The sequence below is a fragment of the Bradyrhizobium sp. 33ap4 genome (assembly GCF_032654765.1).
GTDB lineage: Bacteria > Pseudomonadota > Alphaproteobacteria > Rhizobiales > Xanthobacteraceae > Bradyrhizobium > Bradyrhizobium australafricanum.
In genome coordinates this window covers 49,971-68,689 of record NZ_JAUMTJ010000027.1, presented here as the reverse complement: position 1 = coordinate 68,689, position 18,719 = coordinate 49,971, and the positions used below count along the sequence as shown (strand labels likewise).

Here is an 18,719-nt window from a genome sequence, read left to right as displayed (position 1 = left end):
TTGCATGTCAGTGCAATCCGGGTGAGGGGGACTTTCCACGAGCGCATCTCTCATCTTCATTGCGGAAACATTCCCTCACCCCAACCCTCTCCCCGCAAGAGCGGGGCGAGGGAGTAGAGAAGCAGTATGGCGAAAGACACTACCGGGCGGCTGCACGTCACGGTCAAGAGCGGCGGCAAGCGCAAGCTGTCGTCAAAACTCTGGCTCGAGCGCCAGCTCAACGATCCCTATGTCGCCAAGGCCAAGGCGATGGGCTACCGCTCCCGCGCAGCTTTCAAGCTGCTCGAGATCGACGACAAATACCGTCTGCTCAAGCCGGGCATGACCGTGGTCGACCTCGGCGCGGCGCCCGGCGGCTGGAGCCAGATCGCGGCCAAGCGGACAGGAGCAGCCGACGGCAAGGGCAAGGTGGTCGCGATCGATCTCTTGGAGATGGGCGAGATTCCCGGCGTCACCTTCGCGCAGCTCGACTTCCTCGACCACGACGCGCCGGAGAAGCTGATCGCGATGATGGGCGGCCGCGCCGACATCGTGATGTCCGACATGGCCGCCAACACCACCGGCCATCGCAAGACCGATCAGCTCCGCATCATCGGCCTGGTCGAGACCGCCGCGCATTTCGCCGGCGAAGTGCTCAATCCCGGCGGCACGTTCCTGGCAAAAGTGTTCCAGAGCGGGGCCGACGCCGAGCTGGTGGCGCAGCTGAAGCGCGATTTCGCCACCGTCCGCCACGTCAAGCCGGCCGCCAGCCGGCAGGATTCGTCGGAGCGCTATGTGCTGGCGACGGGATTTCGCGGACAGGTGAACGAGCGATAAATCGCGGCGCTTTGCGCCGCTGGGCGAGCCCTCGAAGGGTGCGCGGCCCGGCTGGTGCCCGTCGATCCTTCGAGGGCCGCCGAAGAAGCGGCCACCGCAGGATGACGGTGATAGACCGAGCACATAGAAATACATTTCATAGTGACGGGCGGGAACCTTGGCGCGCGGCTGGAGTCGACTCCTTTGCTCCCGGCCAATGCCCCCCAAGCCCACCGGGAGAAAACCCCCCACGGGTTGGCGGCCTTGATGCAGCGTCAGTTTCGCGCACCGGGGCCGTTTCGCGCCGGACTAGAAAATCGGCCGACGCAAGCGCATATTTGCCAGATGGCGACCATTGTTCAATGCAATTGCGGCGCCGAGTACAGACGCACCGAAGAGAAGTTCTTGGTGCCGCATACGGGTGATGCGATCTGCACGGTCTGCGGAGCTGCGTTGGAATCGTGGCTGGAAGCGACCCACGTTCCCACATACGAACTAATCGAACGTCCGGATCGAAAACAGCCAGGCGGAATGACCGGCCACCCCTGATGGTCTGGTCGTGACCCTGACGGCGACTCGCGGTGTCCGTGCCTCGGGAACGGCTCGTTCGATCGACTAGCCGAGGCGTTGATCGCGCGCGTTCTGGGTGTCCTCGGTCGCGACCTTGACGGCTTCGGTCGCGGCGCGCTTCTCGGCGCCCTTGCGGCTCGAGATGTCGATCGCCTTGCGGCCGGCGATCTCGTTGCCGGCCTCAGCCGGCATCTGCCAGAAGAACCAGGCCGAGGCCGCCGAGATCAGCGATACCACGATGAAGGCGGGCGCGAACACGTCGGCGGAGAGCTCGGTCTGGTGATGCAGCGCCAGCGTGGTTTCAACCGAGAACGCGCCGACCGCGACGCCGGCGGACACCGCGAGCTGCTGGTTGACGCTGACGAGGGTGGTGGCCCGGCTCATCTGCGGCGCTTCGACCTCGGCATAGGCCACCGTGTTGATTGCGGTGAACTGCAGCGAGCGGAAGAAGCCGCCGACCACCAGGATGGTGAAGATCAGCATCAGCGGCGTCGAGATTGTGAACAAGGCGCAGGCGGCGAGGAAGGCCGAACTGACCACCGCGTTGACGGTCATCATGTTGCGGAAGCCGAAGGCGCGGATGATGCGCGCCGCCAGCGTTTTCATCCCCATGGCGCCGACCGCCGACGCAAAGGTGACGAGACCGGACCGGAACGGCGACAGGCCGAAGCCGACCTGCATCAAGAGCGGCAGCAGGAACGGCAGCGCGCCGATGCCGAGCCGGAACATGAAGCCGCCGACGATCGACGCGCGCATGGTCGGCAGCCGCAGCAAGCCGAAATCGAGCACCGGCGAACCGGTCCGCCGCGCGTGGATGACGTAAAGCGTCATCGAGACCGTGCCGACCCCGACCAGCGCGGCGACGATCGGCCACGGCAGCAGATTGAGCCCGGCCACCGACAGTCCGAAGGCGATGCCGGCGAGGCCAATGCCAGCCAGCACCAGTCCTATCAGGTCGAAGCGCTCGGGATCCTCGCTCTTGATCGGGTCGATGTATTTCAGCGCCAGAAAGATGCCGAGCAGCCCGATCGGGATGTTGATCAGGAAGATCCAGTGCCAGGAGAAATAGGTGGTGATGAAGCCGCCGAGCGGCGGCCCGATCACCGGGCCGATCAGCGCAGGGACCGTCACCCAGGCCATCGCGTTGACCAGCGCACTCTTGTCGACCGAGCGCAGCAGCACCAGCCTACCGACCGGGGTCATCATCGCCCCGCCGAGGCCCTGCAGGATGCGGGCGAACACGAAATCGGTCACCGAGGACGACAGTGCGCAGCCGATCGAGCCCAGCATGAACACGCCGACGGCGCCGGCAAACACGATGCGGGCGCCGAAGCGGTCCGCGGTCCAGCCGCTCGCCGGGATGAACACCGCGAGCGACAGCAGGTAGGAGGTGATCGCCAGTTTCAGCGTCAGCGGGCTGGTGCCGATATCGGCGGCGATCGCCGGCAGCGAGGTCGCGATCACCGTGGAGTCCATGTTCTCCATGAACAGGGCGGTGGCCACGATGAGCGGGATCAGGCGTTGCTTGTTCATCAAAACAGGACAGCTGTGCTGAAAAGGCGGGCGAGCGGGCCATATCATCCTGCCCTCGGCCACGCTATTGCGGAACCGGCCAAACGCCCTAAATCCTGCGTGACGCTGGTATGCATCCGCCCGTGTCCAAAGGTTCGCCGTGATCTACGTCCTTGCCGCCCTCTTGCCGCCGATCGGACTGCTCCTGAACGGACAGCCGTTTTCGGCCATCTTTAATCTGGTCCTGATCGTGTTTTGCGCGGTTTTCGGGCTGTTTTTCCACGTGTTGCTGCTGGTGCCGTCGGCCCATGCCGTGATCGCGGTCCACATGAAGCGCGAGGACCGGCGCCATCGCGAAATGGTCGAGGCGATCCGCCGCCATGGGCCGCCGCCGGGTTACCGGGCGCCCTGAACCGGACCCTAAAAAGGCCTGTGCATGGCTGGCAAACACTTTGATTCGTCATGCGGCCATGCTATCGACCAGCGTCAACCCCACCGATGGGCGCCGATTCGACGGTGACGCAGCGAGCGTCGCCGCAGGTAGCGTTCATCCGTAAGACCATCGCGGCTGGGCCGCAGATAAAGGAGTTGGCAATGGCCACGGGATTTCCGGCTATCCGCGAAGCCTTCACGTTCGACGATGTGCTGCTGAAGCCCGGTTTGTCCGACGTGCTTCCCTCGGAAGTCGATATTCGCTCGCGCGTCACCCGCGCGATCTCGCTCAACATCCCGATCATGGCGTCCGCGATGGACACCGTCACCGAGGCGCGCATGGCGATCGCGATGGCGCAGGCCGGCGGTCTCGGCGTCATCCACCGCAACTTCGATCCGGAAGGGCAGGCCGCGCAGGTGCGGCAGGTCAAGAAGTTTGAGTCCGGCATGGTGGTCAATCCGCTGACCATCGGCCCCGACGCCACGCTGGCCGATGCGCTGACCCTGATGAAGGAGAACGGCATCTCGGGCATTCCGGTCGTCACCGGTGCCGCCAAGAACGTGCCGGGCAAGCTGGTCGGCATCCTGACCAACCGCGATGTGCGTTTCGCCAGCGATCCCCGGCAGAAGGTCTCGGAGCTGATGACGCACGAGAACCTCGTCACGGTGCGCGAGGGCGTCGGCCAGGACGAGGCGAAGCGGATGCTGCACAAGCATCGCATCGAGAAGCTGCTCGTCGTCGACGACCAGTATCGCTGCGTCGGCCTGATCACCGTCAAGGACATCGAGAAGGCGGTCGCCCATCCGCTCGCCTGCAAGGACGAGCACGGCCGCCTGCGCGTCGCCGCTGCCACCACGGTCGGCGAGACCGGCTATGAACGCACCGAGCGGCTGATCGATGCCGGCGTCGACGTCGTCGTGGTCGACACCGCGCACGGCCATTCGCGCCACGTGCTCAATGCCGTCAACCGCATCAAGCGGCTCTCCAACGCGGTGCAGGTGGTGGCCGGCAACGTCGCGACCGAGGGCGGCGCGCAGGCGCTGATCGATGCCGGCGCGGACTGCATCAAGGTCGGCATCGGCCCGGGCTCGATCTGCACCACGCGCATCGTCGCCGGCGTCGGCGTGCCGCAGCTCACCGCGATCATGGACGCGGTGGCGGCGGCGAAGAAGGCCGACGTGCCTGTGATCGCCGACGGCGGCATCAAATATTCCGGCGACCTCGCCAAGGCGCTCGCCGCCGGTGCCGACATCGCCATGGTCGGCTCGCTGCTCGCCGGCACCGACGAGACGCCGGGCGAAGTCTTCCTGTGGCAGGGCCGCTCCTACAAGGCCTATCGCGGCATGGGCTCGGTCGGCGCGATGGCGCGCGGCTCGGCCGACCGCTACTTCCAGCAGGACATCAAGGACACGCTGAAGCTCGTCCCCGAAGGCATCGAGGGCCAGGTGCCCTACAAGGGCCCGGTCGGCAATGTGATGCACCAGCTCGCCGGCGGTCTCAGGGCGGCGATGGGCTATGTCGGCGCCAAGGACATCAGGGATTTCCACGACAAGGCCGAATTCGTCCGCATCACCGGCGCCGGCCTGCGCGAGAGCCACGTCCATGACGTCACCATCACGCGCGAAGCCCCGAACTATCCGGGCGGGGTGTAAGCCCAAGCACCGTCATTCCGGGGCGGTCCGAAGGGCCGAACCCGGAGTCCCGGGAGCCCGGGATGCCGTCATCCGCTAGGCGAGCCAGCGCTTGCGTCGCTTGTAGTGCTTCACATCGCGGTATGATTTTCGCTTCTCTCCGGCGACGCCAAGATAGAACTCCTTGACGTCCTCGTTCGCGGCAAGGGCGTGCGCTTCGCCGTCCATCACCACGCGGCCGTTTTCGAGGATGTAGCCGTGGCTTGCATATCTGAGCGCCATATTGGTGTTCTGCTCGGCGAGAAGAAACGACACACCTTCCCTGGCGTTGAGATCCTTCACGATCTCGAAGATCTCTTCGACGATCTGCGGCGCGAGGCCCATCGATGGTTCGTCGAGCAGGATCATCTTCGGGCGTGACATCAGCGCGCGGCCAATCACGCACATCTGCTGTTCGCCGCCCGACGTATAGCCGGCGGTGGAACTGCGTCGCTCTTTGAGGCGGGGGAAATAAGCGTAGACACGTTCAAGGTCCTGCGCGATCGCGAGCTTGCCGTCCGTCCGTGTAAAGGCGCCGGTCAGGATGTTCTCCTCGACCGTCAGATGAGGGAAGGCGCGCCGCCCCTCCATCACCTGGATGCAGCCGCGTCGCACCACCTCGTTTGGCGACAGGGACTTCACCTCGACGCCGTTGAACAGGATCGAGCCCTTGGTGACCTCGCCGCGCTCTGCGTGCAGCAGATTGGAGACCGCCTTCAGCGTCGTCGTCTTGCCGGCGCCGTTGGCGCCGAGAAGCGCAACAATGCCGCCTCGCGGGACCTCCAGCGAGACGCCCTTCAACACGAGAATGACGTGATCGTAGACAACCTCGATATTGTTGACCGATAAAATCAGCGCTGCCGCTTCCGTCGCAGCGGTGACGACCTTGGCGATTGACATGCGCAGACCTCCAAACTGAGCAGGGGCTGGGATCCGGGAGCAGGCAATCCTGCCTCCCGGATCACTCGCACGGGTCAGGTTTCCTTCGCGCAGTCGCGCGGCTTGATCTTCTTCTCCGCGGCATACTTCGCGGACACATCGGCGACGAGTGGTTCGATCAGCGATTCGTCAGCCGTGTACCAGTCGGAGATCACTTTCCAACCCTTGCCATCCCATTGCTGGACGCGCCCGTAGCGCGCGCCTTCGTGGTCGGAGCAGGAAATGCTGACCGGCTTCAACATACCCTCAAAGCCGAGCTCCTTGATTCGTGCATCGGTGAGTATGAGGTTCTCAAGCCCCCAACGGACCTGCTCGCCCGTCAGCGGTTGCTTGCCGAATTTTTCTTGCGCCTTGCGGATCGCCTCTACGCCGAGCATGGCATTCGTGATGCCGCGGTTGTAGAGAACTTCGCCGATCTTGCCGGGTTCTGTCGAACCCTTTCCCTTGGCGTAGACGTACTTCTCTATGTCGGCGTGCGCGGGGAATTTTCCTGCGCCATGCTGAAGCATCAACGATTTGTAGCCGCTGGCCTGATCGCCCGCCGGCGTCACATCCGGCTCTGCGCCTGACCACCAAACACCGATCATCTTGTCACGCGGATAGGCGACGGCGGCCGCTTCCTTGATTGCCGTGCTGTTCATGACGCCCCAGCCCCAGACCAGGACATAGTCCGGCCGGTGCTGGCGGATCGCCAGCCATTGCGACTTCTGCTCGACGCCGGGATGCGTGACGGGAATCGGCGTGAACTCAAAGCCGTACTTCTGCGCCAGCACTTGCAGCATCGGGATTGGCTCTTTGCCATAGGGGCTGTCATGGTACAGCAGCGAAATCTTCCTGCCTTTCAGCTTGTCGAAGCCGCCGAGTTCCTTAGCGACGTGCTGGATCGCGATGTCGGCCGCGGACCAATACGTGCCGAGCAATGGAAAATTATATGCGAACACCGCGCCGTTCTTGGAATCGGCACGGCCATACCCCATCGTAATGATCGGGATCTTGTCAGCCGCGGTCTTTTCGGTGAGTGCGAAGGTGATCCCGGTCGACAGCGGATTGATGAAGGCCGCGCCGGTTGGTCCTTTGCTCTTGAGACGCTCGTAACACTCCACTCCCTTGTCGGTCGCGTAGCCCGTCTCGCATTCCTCGATCAGAATCCTGACGCCGTTGATGCCGCCGTCACGTTCATTGATCAGGTTGTAGTAGTCTACCACGCCGTTTGCGTAGGGCGCGCCGTTCACAGCGTACGGTCCGGTCCGGTAGGACAGAATTGGGATGAACTGTTCGTTTTGCGCTGCGGCCGGTGCGCTAAGCGCCGCGCCGGCCAAGGCGATCGCGAGTATCAGTAACCTGCGTGCAATACTTGCCATATTGATATCCTCCTTGCGGTACTTCCTTCCTCTCCGTTGTCGGCGGCCGTCACCCGATTGCGATCAAGGCACGATCACTGCCTCAATAGGGAAACGGCCAAAGCCTGAGCTTCTCCTTGCCGATCGAGATCAGCCGGGCGAAGCCATGGGGTTCCTTGATGAGCAGATAGCAGATCAAGGATCCGAAGATGATGAACTGGAGGTGAGTGATCGTTTGCGTCGACAGTGGCAGGCCGAGCTTGGTCGGAATCACATTCAGCGTGATCGGCACGATGAGGATGAACGCTGCTCCGATGAACGAACCCATGATCGAGCCGAGCCCGCCGATGATGACCATGAACAGAAGCTCAAGCGAGCGGTCGATCGAGAACGCGAGCGGCTCCCATGAACCGAGGTAGACGAACGCCCAGAGCGCACCCGCCACCCCGATGATGAACGAAGAGACCGCGAAAGCCGTCAGTTTTGCATAAAGCGGCCTGATGCCGATCAGCTCGGCGGCGATATCCATGTCGCGGATCGCCATCCACTGCCTGCCGAGATTGCCGCGCACGAGATTTTTCGCCAACACCGCCATCACGGTCACGAAGAGCAGGCACAGCAGGTAACGCTCGACCGGCGAGCGAACGACCATACCGAAGAAATCCAGTTCCGGCGCATTCACTGATCCCGACGGGGCGTAGTTGGTGAACCACGGGAGCCGCAGGAACGCCCAATCGAAGAAGAACTGCGCGGCGAGCGTTGCGACCGCCAGGTAGAGACCCTTGATCCGGAGACTGGGAATGCCGAACAGGATTCCGGCACCCGCCGCCATGAGCCCGCCAAGCAGAATGGATGCCAGCACGGGCAACGGTGGGATCGCGATCGCGAAGCCAAGCCAGGCAAGCGGGATATGAACGCCGGTCGCCAGCTTGTAGGCGGAATAGGCGCCGATGGCCATGAACGCGCCGCTGCCGAGCGAAATCTGGCCGCAATAGCCGACGAGAATGTTCGTCCCGATGGCGGCGAGCGCCAGGATGAGGAAGGGCAGCAGGATGGCCCACAACAGATAGTCGGTGCCGAACGGCCAGATCCGGAAGGTGGCCAACAGCGGCACGCCAATGAAAGCAATCGCGAGCAAGACGGCGAGGGCGATACGATCCTGCCGGATCGGGAAGATCGCCATATCCTCCGCATAGGTCGCCTTGAACTGGCCAGCTTCGCGATAGAGCACAACGACCTCCCTGCCTCAGACACGTTCGATGATGCGTTCGCCGAACAGGCCCTGCGGCCGCAAGAGCAGCACCGCCAACGCCAGCACATAGGCAAACCAATATTCGATGCCGCCGCCGATGGATGGCCCGAGATATACCTCTGCGAGCTTCTCACCGGACCCGACAATCAGCCCGCCGACGATCGCTCCGGGAATGGAGGTGAGGCCGCCGATGATCAGGACCGGCAAAGCCTTCAGCGCGAGAAACGTGATGGAGAACTGCACGCCAAGCTTGGTTCCCCACACGGTCGCCGCGACGAGTGCAACGAGTCCGGCAACGAGCCAGACCACGAACCAAATCCAACTGATTGGAATCCCGATCGAGTGCGCGGCCAAATGGTCGTCGGCCACGGCTCTGAGCGCGCGACCGGTCTTGGTGCGCTGAAAGAAGACCGCGAGGCCGGCGACCAGGACGCCCGCGATCAATGCGCCCCAGACATCCAGCTTGTTGACCAGAATCCCGCCCGGGAACAGGCCTTCAAACAAGAACCAGGCGTCGGTCGGGAACAGCCGCAGCGGGTAGACATCCGATCCGAAGATCATCTCCGCGGCGCCCTCGATAACGAATGTCACGCCGATCGTCGACATGAACAGCGTCAAGCCATCCTGATTGACGAGAGGTCCGATCACGAACCGCTCGATGAGCCAGGCGGTTGCTGCCATGATCACGGCGGCAAAGCCGATAGCGAGGATGACCGCGACCCAAAGCGGAAGGCCGTTGGCGACCAGGAGGTCGAGGGCGCGAACCAGCGCCAATCCCGCGAGCAACACCATTGCTCCCTGCGCATAGTTGAATACGCCGGATGCCTTGAAGATCAGCACGAAGCCGAGCGCGACCAGCGAATAGAGCACGCCGGACATCAATCCGCCGATCAGGACCTCGAGAAACTGACCCAGTGCGATCATGGACGCACCTCAATGCGCGACGCCAAGATACGCGTCGATGACGGCTTGACTTCTCTTCACTTCATCAGGCGTGCCGTCGGCGATCTTCACGCCGTGATCAAGCACCGCTACGCGGTCCGACAGATCCATGACCACGGCCATGTCGTGCTCGATCAGGGCAATGGTCGTGCCGTAATGGTTGTTCACATCAATGATGAACCGCGACATGTCCTCCTTCTCCTCGAGGTTCATGCCTGCCATCGGCTCGTCCAGGAGCAGAAGGTCGGGCTCCATCGCCAGGGCGCGACCGAGTTCGACACGCTTCTGCAAGCCGTATGGCAGACGCCCGACGGGTACCTTGCGGATTGTCTCGATCTCCAGGAAGTCGATGATCTCCTCGACCTTGCGCCGATGCTCGATCTCCTCTGCGAGGGCAGGGCCATAACGCAGCAGCTGCCACAACAGCCCCCGGCGCACCTTCAAGGTGCGGCCTGCCATGATGTTGTCGAGCGCGCTCATGCCCTTGAACAAGGCGACATTCTGAAAGGTGCGCGCGATGCCGCCGCGCGCCGCCTCGAACGGCTGCATTTTGGACCGGGTGCTTCCCTTGAAGGTGATGGCGCCATGGTTGGGGTGATAGAACCCGTTGACGACGTTCAGCATTGAGGTTTTGCCGGCGCCATTGGGGCCGATGATGGCGCGAATTTCGCCTTTTTTGACGGTGAACGAGACGTCCCGCAGCGCCTTGACGCCGCCGAAGGCCAGTGCCACGCCCTCGACCTGCAGCAGGATTTCGTTGGTGTTTGGGGCTCTCATGCCGCTCTTCCCAGCGATTCTGCCGGACCGATGATTTGCATGTCGCGAATCTCGACTCGTGCAGCGATCGTGCCCTTCCGGCCATCCTCAAACGTCACTTCCGTGGAAATGTCGGCGTCATGCGCTCCGTTGTAGAGTGCCGTGACCAGCGACGCATAGCGTTCGGCAATGAAGCGGCGGCGCACTTTCTGCGTGCGGGTCAGCTCGCCGTCATCCGCGTCGAGCTCCTTGTGCAGAATGAGGAAGCGGCGAATCTGGGCGCCCGCAAGCACCGTTTCCCCTGCCAGGGAGCGGTTCACCGCGGCAACGTCTCTGGCGACCATGTCGTAGACCAGCGGATGCCCGGCAAGCTCCTGATAGGACCCGTAGGCGACGTTGTTGCGTTCCGCCCAATTCGCGACCGCGACCGGGTCGATGTTGAGCATGGCGCATACGAACTCTCTGGAGTCACCGAACGTGATCGCTTCCTTGATATTGGGATAGAACTTCAGCTTGTTCTCAAGGTACTTGGGAGCAAACATCGTGCCGTCAGCCAATCGACCGACGTCCTTCGCACGATCGATGATCTTCAGATGCCCGGTTTTCTCGTCGAAAAAGCCCGCATCGCCGGTCCTGACATATCCGTTGGACGTCATCGCTTCCGCGGTCTTTGCCTGATCCTTGAAATATCCGAGGAACATGCCGGGCGAGCGAAACTGCACTTCGCCCGAGTCCGCGATGCGGATGTCGACGTTGGGCGCCGGCGGACCAACCGTATCCGGATAGATCTCGCCATCGGGCTGACACGTTACATAGAGGAACGCCTCGGTCTGGCCGTAGAGCTGTTTCAGGTTCAGTCCGATCGCGCGGTAGAACGCGAACAGATCCGGACCGATAGCTTCGCCTCCGGTGTATGCGACGCGCACCTGAGACAGGCCAAGAACGTTCTTGAGAGGCTCGTAGACCAGCCAGCGTCCGAGCGCATAGAGCAATCGGCCTGACAGCGGCACCGGACGTCCCGTCAAGACTTGCTCGCCATACCGCCGCGCGACGTCCAGAAAGTAGCTGAACAATCGCCGCTTGATCGGCGCCGCGTCCTCCATCCGGACCATCAGCCGCGTCAGCATGGCCTCGTAACCGCGTGGCGGGGCGAGGTAGAAGGTTGGTCCTATCTCATGCCGATCCTGTTCGATTGTGTTGCTGCTCTCGGGGCACGCCATGCAGAATCCGGCAACCAGGCCCTGCGCGTAGCTGACGTAATGATCGCCCGCCCAAGCCAGCGGCAGATAGGCCAGCACCACGTCCTTGTCGGTCAACTTGTCGAACCGCGTGGTGTCGGTTGCAGCATCGATGCAGCCTCGCGCCGACAGCATGACGCCCTTGGGCGCGCCGGTCGTTCCCGAGGTGTAGAGGATGATCGCGATGTCCGAACCGTTGCCGGCCCGAATGGATTCATCGATCCGTTCGCCAAGCGCCGGGTCGGCTGCAAGCGCGGCGCGGCCGTCATTGATGATATCGCCGATTGCGATCAGTCGACCGTGGTCGTAGCCGTCGATTCCGCGCGGTTCGTCGTAGATAATCCTGTTGAGTTGCGGCAGTCGGTCGGACACCGACAGGACCTTGTCGACCTGCTCCTGGTCCTGCGCCGCGACCAGCGTCACCTCGGCGTGAGCGAGAACAAAAGCAAGCTCATCAGCCACTGCATCGGAGTAGACCGGAACGGGGATTGCGCGCAGCGTCTGCGCTGCCATCATGGTCCAGTAAAGCTTGGGCCGATTGGAGCCGACGACCGCGATTGTCTCGCCAGGCCGCAAGCCGAGGCGATGCAAGCCGGCAGCGTAGCTACGTATGATCTCGGCAACCTCAGCCCAGGTCCAGCTCTGCCAGATGCCAAGATCCTTGTGCCGGAACGCTGGCCGCGTGCCAAATTGTGCCGTGTTTCGCAGCAGCAATTTGGGAAACGTATCATACGATCCGTCGCCGGCCATGTCGGTCTCGATCCAAAAACCGAAGCGTTGGTTATGGTGATGCCTGCCCCATTTTTGGGTAACAGACATGCGAGTGCCGCATGGTCCGAGATTACAGCGAATCGAAAGTCCGACAAGTGCCAGATTGATAGGTCGCGTTTTTGCCGCGGGCGCGCGCGGCAGAGATAGGTCTACCGGCTGCCAATTCGCCGAAGGTGAATCCGGCCGCCACCAGACGGACATTGCGGCGCGAAGACGCTGATCGGCTCTCAAGAGGTAACCCCAATGCTTCGGAGAGCCTCACGTCCATCGGACGATCCCGCGAAGCTGACTGGAGTCCTGCGCCACTCAGGTTTCGAGGGCGACCGGAAACCGGTTGCCGATTTGCTGCGCGGCCGCCCTCGTTGCGACCATGGAGGGCCGCCTGACCGCCTGGCTCCGCCGTGCCGGATCGCGAGGTCGGGTCAGGCGACTTGACGATGGCCGCTTCGTTTGCCGGTGGCGCGCCGTGACAAACTGCCGCCACCAGGGGGCCCTGCGAACCGCCGCGACGTGACGGTATCGCGTTGGCGCCAATGTGCCTGGCATGATGGCTGTCATTTCAAACAACATTTCAAACAACGCAACGCGAAGACAGCAAATCCATTTCCCTTGCGGGGAGGTGGATTGCATGACTACGTGTGCGCCACGAACCAATCATCCCAAGAGGAAATCATGTCCCAAGGAAAGCGCATCGTTCTGGCTTCGCGCCCGCACGGCGAGCCCACGTCGGCCAATTTCAGGCTCGAGGACTACACGCCGCCGGCACCGGGTGCGGGCGAGGTGCTGCTCCGCACCATCTGGCTGTCGCTCGATCCCTATATGCGCGGCCGCATGGCCGACGGTCCGTCCTATGCCGCACCGGTGCCGGTCGGAGGCGTGATGGAAGGCGGCACGGTGAGCGAGGTGATCGCCTCCAACAATCCCGGCTTTGCCAAGGGCGATATCGTACTGTCGCGCGCGGGCTGGCAGACGCATGTGCTGTCCGACGGCAAGGGCCTTGCCAAGATCGATCCGAAGATCGCGCCGATCTCGACCGCGGTCGGTGTACTCGGGATGCCCGGCATGACCGCCTACACCGGCCTGCTCGAGATCGGCAAGCCGCAGGCGGGCGAGACGGTGGTTGTCGCGGCGGCGTCCGGCGCGGTCGGCTCGGCGGTCGGCCAGATCGCCAAGATCAAGGGCGCGCGGGCGATCGGCATCGCCGGTGGCAAGGACAAGTGCGCCTACGTCAAGAACGAGCTTGGCTTCGACGAGTGCCTCGACCACCGCGATCCCAATCTCGCAGCGAAGCTGAAGGAAGCCTGCCCGAAGGGCATCGACGTCTATTTCGAGAATGTCGGCGGTGCGGTGTTTGACGCGGTGTTTCCGCTGCTCAACGCGTTCGCGCGCATCCCGGTCTGCGGTCTGATCGCGCATTACAACGACACCGAAGCGCATGCCCCGAAATGGGCCGGCGCGATGATGCGCAACATCCTGACCAAGCGGCTGACCTTCCGCGGCTTCATCGTCAGCGACTTCGCCGCCATGCATGGCGACTTCCTCCGCGACATGTCGCAGTGGGTGCGCGAGGGCAAGGTCAAGTACAAGGAGTTCGTGACCGAGGGCCTGGACAGCGCGCCGGGGGCCTTCATGGGCCTGCTCAAGGGCGCCAATTTCGGCAAGCAGCTGGTCCGGGTCGGGCCGGACAAGGCCTAAGTTACAGGCCCCGGAAGCTCCCATTCCGCGCAACAAAGTATCAAAAGCGCCACAATGGCGGGGATTTGGGGGCCTTTCGGCCCCCATTTGCTTGACGGAGACCCGCAGCAGTTGATTCAATATGGCTATATTTCAGGTGTAGCCATGATTTTTGAAGCTATTGTTTTCGGGGTCATTCTCCTCGCCGTCGGCTATTGGGCGACGATGTTCGTCATGGGCCGCCGCGACGACGTCTTGCATGGAAAATTCGTCGAGGAGCAGCCGGACACGACGCCGGTCCGCTTCATGCCGCACGTAGCTTGCGTACGGCCCGCGCAGGCGGCACCACAGCCCGACAAGGACACGCTGCAGGCGCTGCTCACCGTGATCAAGCAGGACCTGCACGACGCGGCGCGGAGCTGACGCGGCTCAGGCCGGCTGCTTGCCGAGCAGCATGTCCAGGTCGACATCGACCTGGCCCTTCGCCCTGAGGTGGCGGACCTCGAAACTGTCGGGCTGGAAGCGGTATTCGACGAGACCGGTTTCCTTGATGCCGATCACCTCCTGCCGCGCGTCGGAGATGACGAAGCCGGCCGAGGGCGCCCAGATGTGTCTCACATGCTCGAACGTATAGTCGCGACGCTGGTGCACATGGCCGCTGCCGACCAGACGCCAATCGACCTTGCCGAGCATCTCGATCAGGCGGCGGCGCGCCGGCTGCGGCACGAAGCGGATCGCGGTCTCGGCGTGCTCGGCATCGTAGGGCAGGTCGAGATAGATCGGCTTGTGCAGGAACAGCGCGACCGGCCTGCCGACCGCCTTGTCGAGCGCGCCTGCGAGCCAGTCGAACTGCTCGGCCTCGCTGTCGAGGCCGGTGTTCATGATCAGCGAATTCAGCCCGATGAAGCACCAGCCGGCAGCGTCGAAATGCCAGCGGTCCTCGCCGAGCACCGAGGTGAAGGCGCCGCGCGTCTCCTCGGTCGGCAATTGTGAAGGCGTGGGGCCGACCGCGGTCGGATTGTCGCCGATGTCGTGATTGCCCGGCAGATAGAGGCAATCGACCGGCAGCGCGTTGTGCAGCTCCTTGGCGAATGCGAGGTCGTCGCGGCTGGTCGGCCCGTCGAACGAGACGTCGCCGGAGTTGAGCACGAGATCGGGACGCGTCGCGTCGATGTGCTCGCTGACGCGATGAAAGTTGTCGATCAGCGGCTTGAAGCGGCGCGCGAGATGGGTGTCGGAGATCTGTGTCAGGCGAAATTGGGGCATGCATCGCTCCTTTCGGCCGGAGCATAGGTCGGCGCGAAGTCGGAACGATGACGATTTCGCCGTCTTGTTCGATGCTCTGTTTGATGCCCTGTTTGATGTGTTGTTTGGCTTTGCGCCTTTTGGGGCGGTCGCTGGATCGCCAGTTGCCGCACCGATGCCGGCGAGCCCGCCGTCACCATGCCGGGCACGCCGCTGCCGGGGGCCGCGCTGTCGAGGATCAGGGTGATGATGCTGATCGGGCCAACCTTGAGGGGCTGAAACCGCCATTGGTCCTGGGAGTTGGTCACCCGGGCTCGGATCACGGTTCAACGGGTTACCGCGCACGCTTCATTGTGTTGGGCGCGAGCGGCGGCTAAGAGGGCGGCCGGGCGCCCGCGGCTGAGGGAGATTTTTGATGTCGGTTCAAATGGTTCTGTTACCGGTCTTCATCCAGATCGGGCTCACCTTCGCGCTGTTGTTCGCCATGGCGACGACGCGCACGAGGGCGCTGACGAGCGGCGAGACCAAGATCGCCGATATCGCGCTGCGCGAGCCGAACTGGCCGGCCCAGGCCACCAAGTTCGGCAACTGCTTCGCCAACCAGTTCGAGCTGCCGATCCTGTTCTATGTCCTGATCGCTATTGCGCTGCCGCTGCGCCGTGCCGATCTGTTCATCGTGTTGATGTCCTGGGTGTTCGTGGTGACGCGGTTTGCCCATGCCGGCGTGTTCGTCACCGCCAACGACGTGCGGCCGCGCTCGCTCGCCTGGTTCGCCGGCGCGCTGGTGCTGGCGGCCATGTGGCTGTATTTCGCGCTCAGACTGCTGCTGCTGATCTGATGCGCCCAACCGAAAGAGACCAATGACCCCCGCTGCCCGGCTTTCCGCCGCGATCGAGCTGATCGCCACCATCGACGCACAGCGCATTCCCGCGGCGAAAGCGCTGAAGGAATGGGGCACCGCGCACCGTTATGCCGGCTCCGGCGATCGCGCCGCGATCTCCGGCCTGATCTGGGACGTGCTGCGCCGGCAATCCTCCGCGGCCTATTTGATGGATGACGCCAGCGCCCGGTCGCGCCTGCTCGGCATGCTCAAGCTCGAACGCGGCATGGACATCGCCACGATCCAGGCGCTGTGCGACGGCGGCCGATTCGCGCCGGATCCGCTGACCGCGACCGAGGAGGCCGCATTGGCCTCGCGCTCGCTCGAGGATGCGCCGGCGCATGTCGCGGGCGACTATCCGGACTGGCTCGACCCGCATCTGGCAAAGGTGTTCGGCGACGACCGCGCGGCGGAAGCGACCGCGATGGCGAGCCGCGCGCCGCTCGATCTGCGCGTCAACACGCTGCGCGGCAAGCGCGAGAAGGTGCTGCCGCGGCTGTCGCATCTCGGCGCCAGGGAAACGCCGTGGTCGCCGCTCGGCCTGCGCATCGAGCTCGGCGCCGACGCGCGCAATCCGGGCATCCATGCCGAGGAGGATTTCATCAAGGGCGCCATCGAGGTCCAGGACGAGGGCTCGCAGCTCGCCGCGCTGTTCTCGGCGGCCAAGCCCGGCGAGCAGGTGATCGACCTCTGTGCCGGCGCCGGCGGCAAGACGCTGACGGTGGCGGCGATGATGCAGGGCAAGGGCCGGCTGATCGCGACCGACAGCGACAAGCGCCAGCTTGCGCCGATCCATGAGCGGCTGTCGCGCGCCGGCGTGCACAATTGCGATGTACGCACGCCGCGCGGCGAGGAGGAGGTGCTGTCCGACATCAAGGCGTCCGCCGACCTCGTGCTGATCGACGCGCCCTGCACCGGCACCGGGACCTGGCGCCGCAATCCCGACGCCAAATGGCGCATGCGCCCCGGCGCGCTCGAGGTGCGGCTGAAGGATCAGGCCGAGGTGCTGGAGCGCGCCGCGCCGCTGGTGAAGGGCGGCGGACGGATCGCCTACATCACCTGCTCGGTGCTCTCCGAAGAGAACGGCGAGCAGGTCAGGGCCTTCATCGCGCGGCATCCGGAGTTCTCCGTGCAGCCGCCGGAGCAGACCGCAGCGGTGCTGTGGGACAAGGCCGAAGCCTTTGCCGAGGCCGCGCTGCAGTCGGCGGAGGGCTTGCTGATGACGCCACGCCGCACCGGCACGGATGGGTTCTTCGTCTCGGTACTGAGGAAGGCGTAACAGCGATCGTCATTCCGGGGCGTCCGTAGGACGAACCCGGAATCCCGAGGTTCCGGGTTCAATGCTTACGCATTGCCCCGGAATGACGAAATCCACGTCATGAGTGCCCGCAATCATACGCCGCACCAACTGCCGCCGGCATCCGGCTCACCACGATCACCCAGTACAGCAGCGCGCTGCCGCTGATCGCGGCGCCCAGTACGCAGACGCCGGGCCAGCCGGCGGCCGCATAGGCCATTGTCGAGCTGATCGCGCCAAAACCTGTTCCGATCGAATAGAACACCATGTAGCCGCCGACCAGCCGGCTCGCCGCGTCGGGGCGCGCGGCGACGATCAGGCTCTGGTTGGTGACATGGATCGCCTGCACCGCGAAGTCGATCATCAGGACGCCGGCCACGACCAGCCATAGCGAGGTGTTGAGGCAGGCGATCGGCACCCAGCCGGCGAGCATCAGCAGCAGCGACAAGCCGGTGGTGCGCTGCCCCCAGCCGCGGTCGGCGAACTGACCGGAATTGCGTGCCGCCAGCGCGCCGGCGAGGCCTGCGATCCCGAGCATCCCGATCGTGGTATGCGACAACGAGAGCGGGGGTGCCGCGAGCGGCAGCACGACCGAGCTCCAGAACACGCTGAAGCTTGCGAAGATCAGAAGCGCGAACACCGCGCGTTCGCGCAAGACCTGCTCCTCGACGAACAGCGCGAGCGTCGAGCGCAACAGCTTGGCGTAGGACGATCCGGCCATCGGCTGCGGCGCATGCCGCGGCAGCGCGCGTGCCAACAGCGCCGCCAGCACCAGCGTCAGCGCGGCCGAGGTGAGGTAGACCACGCGCCAGCCGCCGAGATCGGCCAGCGCGCCGGCGGCAAACCGTGCGAGCAGAATGCCCGAAACCACGCCGCTGGTGACGGTGCCGATGGTGCGGCCGCGGTCGGCCGGCGCCGCCAGCGTCGCGGCGTAGGCGACCAGCACCTGGATCACGACGGCGAGCAGCCCGACCAGCACCATGCCGACAAGCAGTACCGCGGCGTTCGGCGCGGCGCCGACGATGGTGAGCGCGATCGCCGACAGCACGGTCTGGCCGACGATCAGCCTGCGGCGGTCCCAGAGGTCGCCGAGCGGCACGATCAGCATCAAGCCGAAGGCATAGCCGATCTGGGTCAGCGTCACGACGCCGCCGATCACCGCCGGCGCGATGGAGAGATCCTGCGCCATGGTGTCCAGCAGCGGCTGCGCGAAATAGATGTTGGCGACGCTCAGCCCGCAGGCGACGGCGAACAGCAGCACGACGGCGGGAGACAGAGCGCGAGCCGTGCTATGGTTGGGCCTGTTGTGCGTCTTGTGATCGGCTTCGGCCGGTCCGGCCTTGGCCATGGTCTGGTTCGTCATGACGTCTCCGCTGCAGTCTGGTCAATCTGGTCTTATAACGAG

At 64.0% G+C, this 18,719-nt stretch carries 17 protein-coding genes; 7 read left to right on the top strand and 10 right to left on the bottom strand.

Annotation, left to right across the window (positions count from 1 at the left end):
* The first annotated feature begins 126 nt into the window (after nt 1-126).
* Nucleotides 127-816 carry an RlmE family RNA methyltransferase gene (locus Q2M23_RS21675; RefSeq protein WP_316396970.1) on the top strand — a complete coding sequence of 230 codons (690 nt, stop codon included), beginning with the start codon at nt 127-129 and terminating at the stop codon, nt 814-816.
* A gap of 594 nt (nt 817-1,410) precedes the next feature.
* On the opposite strand, the gene Q2M23_RS21670 is transcribed toward Q2M23_RS21675, so the two are convergent.
* Nucleotides 1,411-2,898, bottom strand: coding sequence for an MFS transporter (locus tag Q2M23_RS21670; protein WP_316396969.1), 1,488 nt, complete (start codon nt 2,896-2,898; stop codon nt 1,411-1,413).
* A gap of 139 nt (nt 2,899-3,037) precedes the next feature.
* Here Q2M23_RS21670 and Q2M23_RS21665 point away from each other — a divergent pair, with 139 nt between their 5' ends.
* The gene (locus Q2M23_RS21665; RefSeq protein ID WP_018271177.1) at nt 3,038-3,289 is read left to right on the top strand and encodes a hypothetical protein; all 252 of its coding nucleotides are present in this window, start codon (nt 3,038-3,040) and stop codon (nt 3,287-3,289) included.
* Nucleotides 3,290-3,471: 182 nt separating this feature from the next.
* Entirely contained in the window at nt 3,472-4,962 is a 1,491-nt protein-coding gene (gene guaB / locus Q2M23_RS21660; RefSeq protein WP_028335041.1) for an IMP dehydrogenase, read from the top strand.
* A gap of 75 nt (nt 4,963-5,037) precedes the next feature.
* Here the strand turns inward: guaB and Q2M23_RS21655 are convergent, their stop codons facing one another.
* The 6 genes from Q2M23_RS21655 to Q2M23_RS21630 all read right to left on the bottom strand — a co-directional run bounded on the left by Q2M23_RS21655 (nt 5,038) and on the right by Q2M23_RS21630 (nt 12,197).
* Nucleotides 5,038-5,880 (bottom strand): ABC transporter ATP-binding protein, encoded by an 843-nt coding sequence (locus tag Q2M23_RS21655; RefSeq protein WP_057019776.1) that lies wholly within the window; start codon nt 5,878-5,880, stop codon nt 5,038-5,040.
* Nucleotides 5,881-5,954: 74 nt separating this feature from the next.
* The gene (locus Q2M23_RS21650) at nt 5,955-7,280 is read right to left on the bottom strand and encodes an ABC transporter substrate-binding protein (protein WP_057019777.1); all 1,326 of its coding nucleotides are present in this window, start codon (nt 7,278-7,280) and stop codon (nt 5,955-5,957) included.
* 82 nt (nt 7,281-7,362) lie between these two features.
* A complete protein-coding gene (locus tag Q2M23_RS21645) occupies nt 7,363-8,490 on the bottom strand; it encodes a branched-chain amino acid ABC transporter permease (RefSeq protein ID WP_316396968.1) in 1,128 nt (375 codons plus the stop codon).
* Nucleotides 8,491-8,505: 15 nt separating this feature from the next.
* Nucleotides 8,506-9,435, bottom strand: coding sequence for a branched-chain amino acid ABC transporter permease (locus Q2M23_RS21640; protein ID WP_082653982.1), 930 nt, complete (start codon nt 9,433-9,435; stop codon nt 8,506-8,508).
* Nucleotides 9,436-9,444: 9 nt separating this feature from the next.
* On the bottom strand, nt 9,445-10,230 hold the full coding sequence (locus Q2M23_RS21635) for an ABC transporter ATP-binding protein (protein ID WP_316396967.1): 786 nt from the start codon (nt 10,228-10,230) through the stop codon (nt 9,445-9,447).
* The gene (locus Q2M23_RS21630; protein WP_316396966.1) at nt 10,227-12,197 is read right to left on the bottom strand and encodes an AMP-binding protein; all 1,971 of its coding nucleotides are present in this window, start codon (nt 12,195-12,197) and stop codon (nt 10,227-10,229) included. Before Q2M23_RS21630 ends, Q2M23_RS21635 begins: the two co-directional genes overlap by 4 nt.
* A gap of 693 nt (nt 12,198-12,890) precedes the next feature.
* Here Q2M23_RS21630 and Q2M23_RS21625 point away from each other — a divergent pair.
* Complete coding sequence (locus Q2M23_RS21625; protein ID WP_316396965.1) at nt 12,891-13,913, top strand: NADP-dependent oxidoreductase; 1,023 nt, start codon at nt 12,891-12,893, stop codon at nt 13,911-13,913.
* Between the two features lie 54 nt (nt 13,914-13,967).
* The gene (locus Q2M23_RS21620) at nt 13,968-14,315 is read left to right on the top strand and encodes a hypothetical protein (RefSeq protein WP_307720386.1); all 348 of its coding nucleotides are present in this window, start codon (nt 13,968-13,970) and stop codon (nt 14,313-14,315) included.
* Nucleotides 14,316-14,321: 6 nt separating this feature from the next.
* Here the strand turns inward: Q2M23_RS21620 and Q2M23_RS21615 are convergent, their stop codons facing one another.
* Together Q2M23_RS21615 and Q2M23_RS21610 are read right to left on the bottom strand one after the other, a co-directional pair.
* Nucleotides 14,322-15,158, bottom strand: coding sequence for a metallophosphoesterase (locus Q2M23_RS21615; RefSeq protein ID WP_316396964.1), 837 nt, complete (start codon nt 15,156-15,158; stop codon nt 14,322-14,324).
* The gene (locus tag Q2M23_RS21610) at nt 15,140-15,445 is read right to left on the bottom strand and encodes a hypothetical protein (protein ID WP_316396963.1); all 306 of its coding nucleotides are present in this window, start codon (nt 15,443-15,445) and stop codon (nt 15,140-15,142) included. The genes Q2M23_RS21615 and Q2M23_RS21610 overlap by 19 nt, the downstream gene beginning before the upstream one ends.
* Before the next feature lie 107 nt (nt 15,446-15,552).
* Here Q2M23_RS21610 and Q2M23_RS21605 point away from each other — a divergent pair, with 107 nt between their 5' ends.
* The gene (locus Q2M23_RS21605) at nt 15,553-15,975 is read left to right on the top strand and encodes an MAPEG family protein (protein ID WP_316396962.1); all 423 of its coding nucleotides are present in this window, start codon (nt 15,553-15,555) and stop codon (nt 15,973-15,975) included.
* 22 nt (nt 15,976-15,997) lie between these two features.
* Nucleotides 15,998-17,296: an RsmB/NOP family class I SAM-dependent RNA methyltransferase gene (locus Q2M23_RS21600; RefSeq protein WP_316396961.1), complete on the top strand. Its 1,299-nt coding sequence runs from the start codon at nt 15,998-16,000 to the stop codon at nt 17,294-17,296.
* Between the two features lie 97 nt (nt 17,297-17,393).
* Here Q2M23_RS21600 and Q2M23_RS21595 read toward each other — a convergent pair whose 3' ends face one another.
* Nucleotides 17,394-18,677, bottom strand: a complete 1,284-nt coding sequence (locus Q2M23_RS21595) for an MFS transporter (protein WP_316396960.1) — start codon at nt 18,675-18,677, stop codon at nt 17,394-17,396.
* Nucleotides 18,678-18,719 lie beyond the last annotated feature (42 nt).

Coding starts and splice junctions, on each gene's coding strand:
- Q2M23_RS21640 (WP_082653982.1), bottom strand. CDS start 9,435: ATGATCGCACTGGGTCAGTTTCTCGAGGTCCTGATCGGCGGATTGATG.
- Q2M23_RS21630 (WP_316396966.1), bottom strand. CDS start 12,197: ATGGCCGGCGACGGATCGTATGATACGTTTCCCAAATTGCTGCTGCGA.
- Q2M23_RS21635 (WP_316396967.1), bottom strand. CDS start 10,230: ATGAGAGCCCCAAACACCAACGAAATCCTGCTGCAGGTCGAGGGCGTG.
- Q2M23_RS21670 (WP_316396969.1), bottom strand. CDS start 2,898: ATGAACAAGCAACGCCTGATCCCGCTCATCGTGGCCACCGCCCTGTTC.
- Q2M23_RS21600 (WP_316396961.1), top strand. CDS start 15,998: ATGACCCCCGCTGCCCGGCTTTCCGCCGCGATCGAGCTGATCGCCACC.
- Q2M23_RS21615 (WP_316396964.1), bottom strand. CDS start 15,158: ATGCCCCAATTTCGCCTGACACAGATCTCCGACACCCATCTCGCGCGC.
- Q2M23_RS21595 (WP_316396960.1), bottom strand. CDS start 18,677: ATGACGAACCAGACCATGGCCAAGGCCGGACCGGCCGAAGCCGATCAC.
- guaB (WP_028335041.1), top strand. CDS start 3,472: ATGGCCACGGGATTTCCGGCTATCCGCGAAGCCTTCACGTTCGACGAT.
- Q2M23_RS21655 (WP_057019776.1), bottom strand. CDS start 5,880: ATGTCAATCGCCAAGGTCGTCACCGCTGCGACGGAAGCGGCAGCGCTG.
- Q2M23_RS21650 (WP_057019777.1), bottom strand. CDS start 7,280: ATGGCAAGTATTGCACGCAGGTTACTGATACTCGCGATCGCCTTGGCC.
- Q2M23_RS21625 (WP_316396965.1), top strand. CDS start 12,891: ATGTCCCAAGGAAAGCGCATCGTTCTGGCTTCGCGCCCGCACGGCGAG.
- Q2M23_RS21605 (WP_316396962.1), top strand. CDS start 15,553: ATGTCGGTTCAAATGGTTCTGTTACCGGTCTTCATCCAGATCGGGCTC.
- Q2M23_RS21675 (WP_316396970.1), top strand. CDS start 127: ATGGCGAAAGACACTACCGGGCGGCTGCACGTCACGGTCAAGAGCGGC.
- Q2M23_RS21620 (WP_307720386.1), top strand. CDS start 13,968: ATGGCGGGGATTTGGGGGCCTTTCGGCCCCCATTTGCTTGACGGAGAC.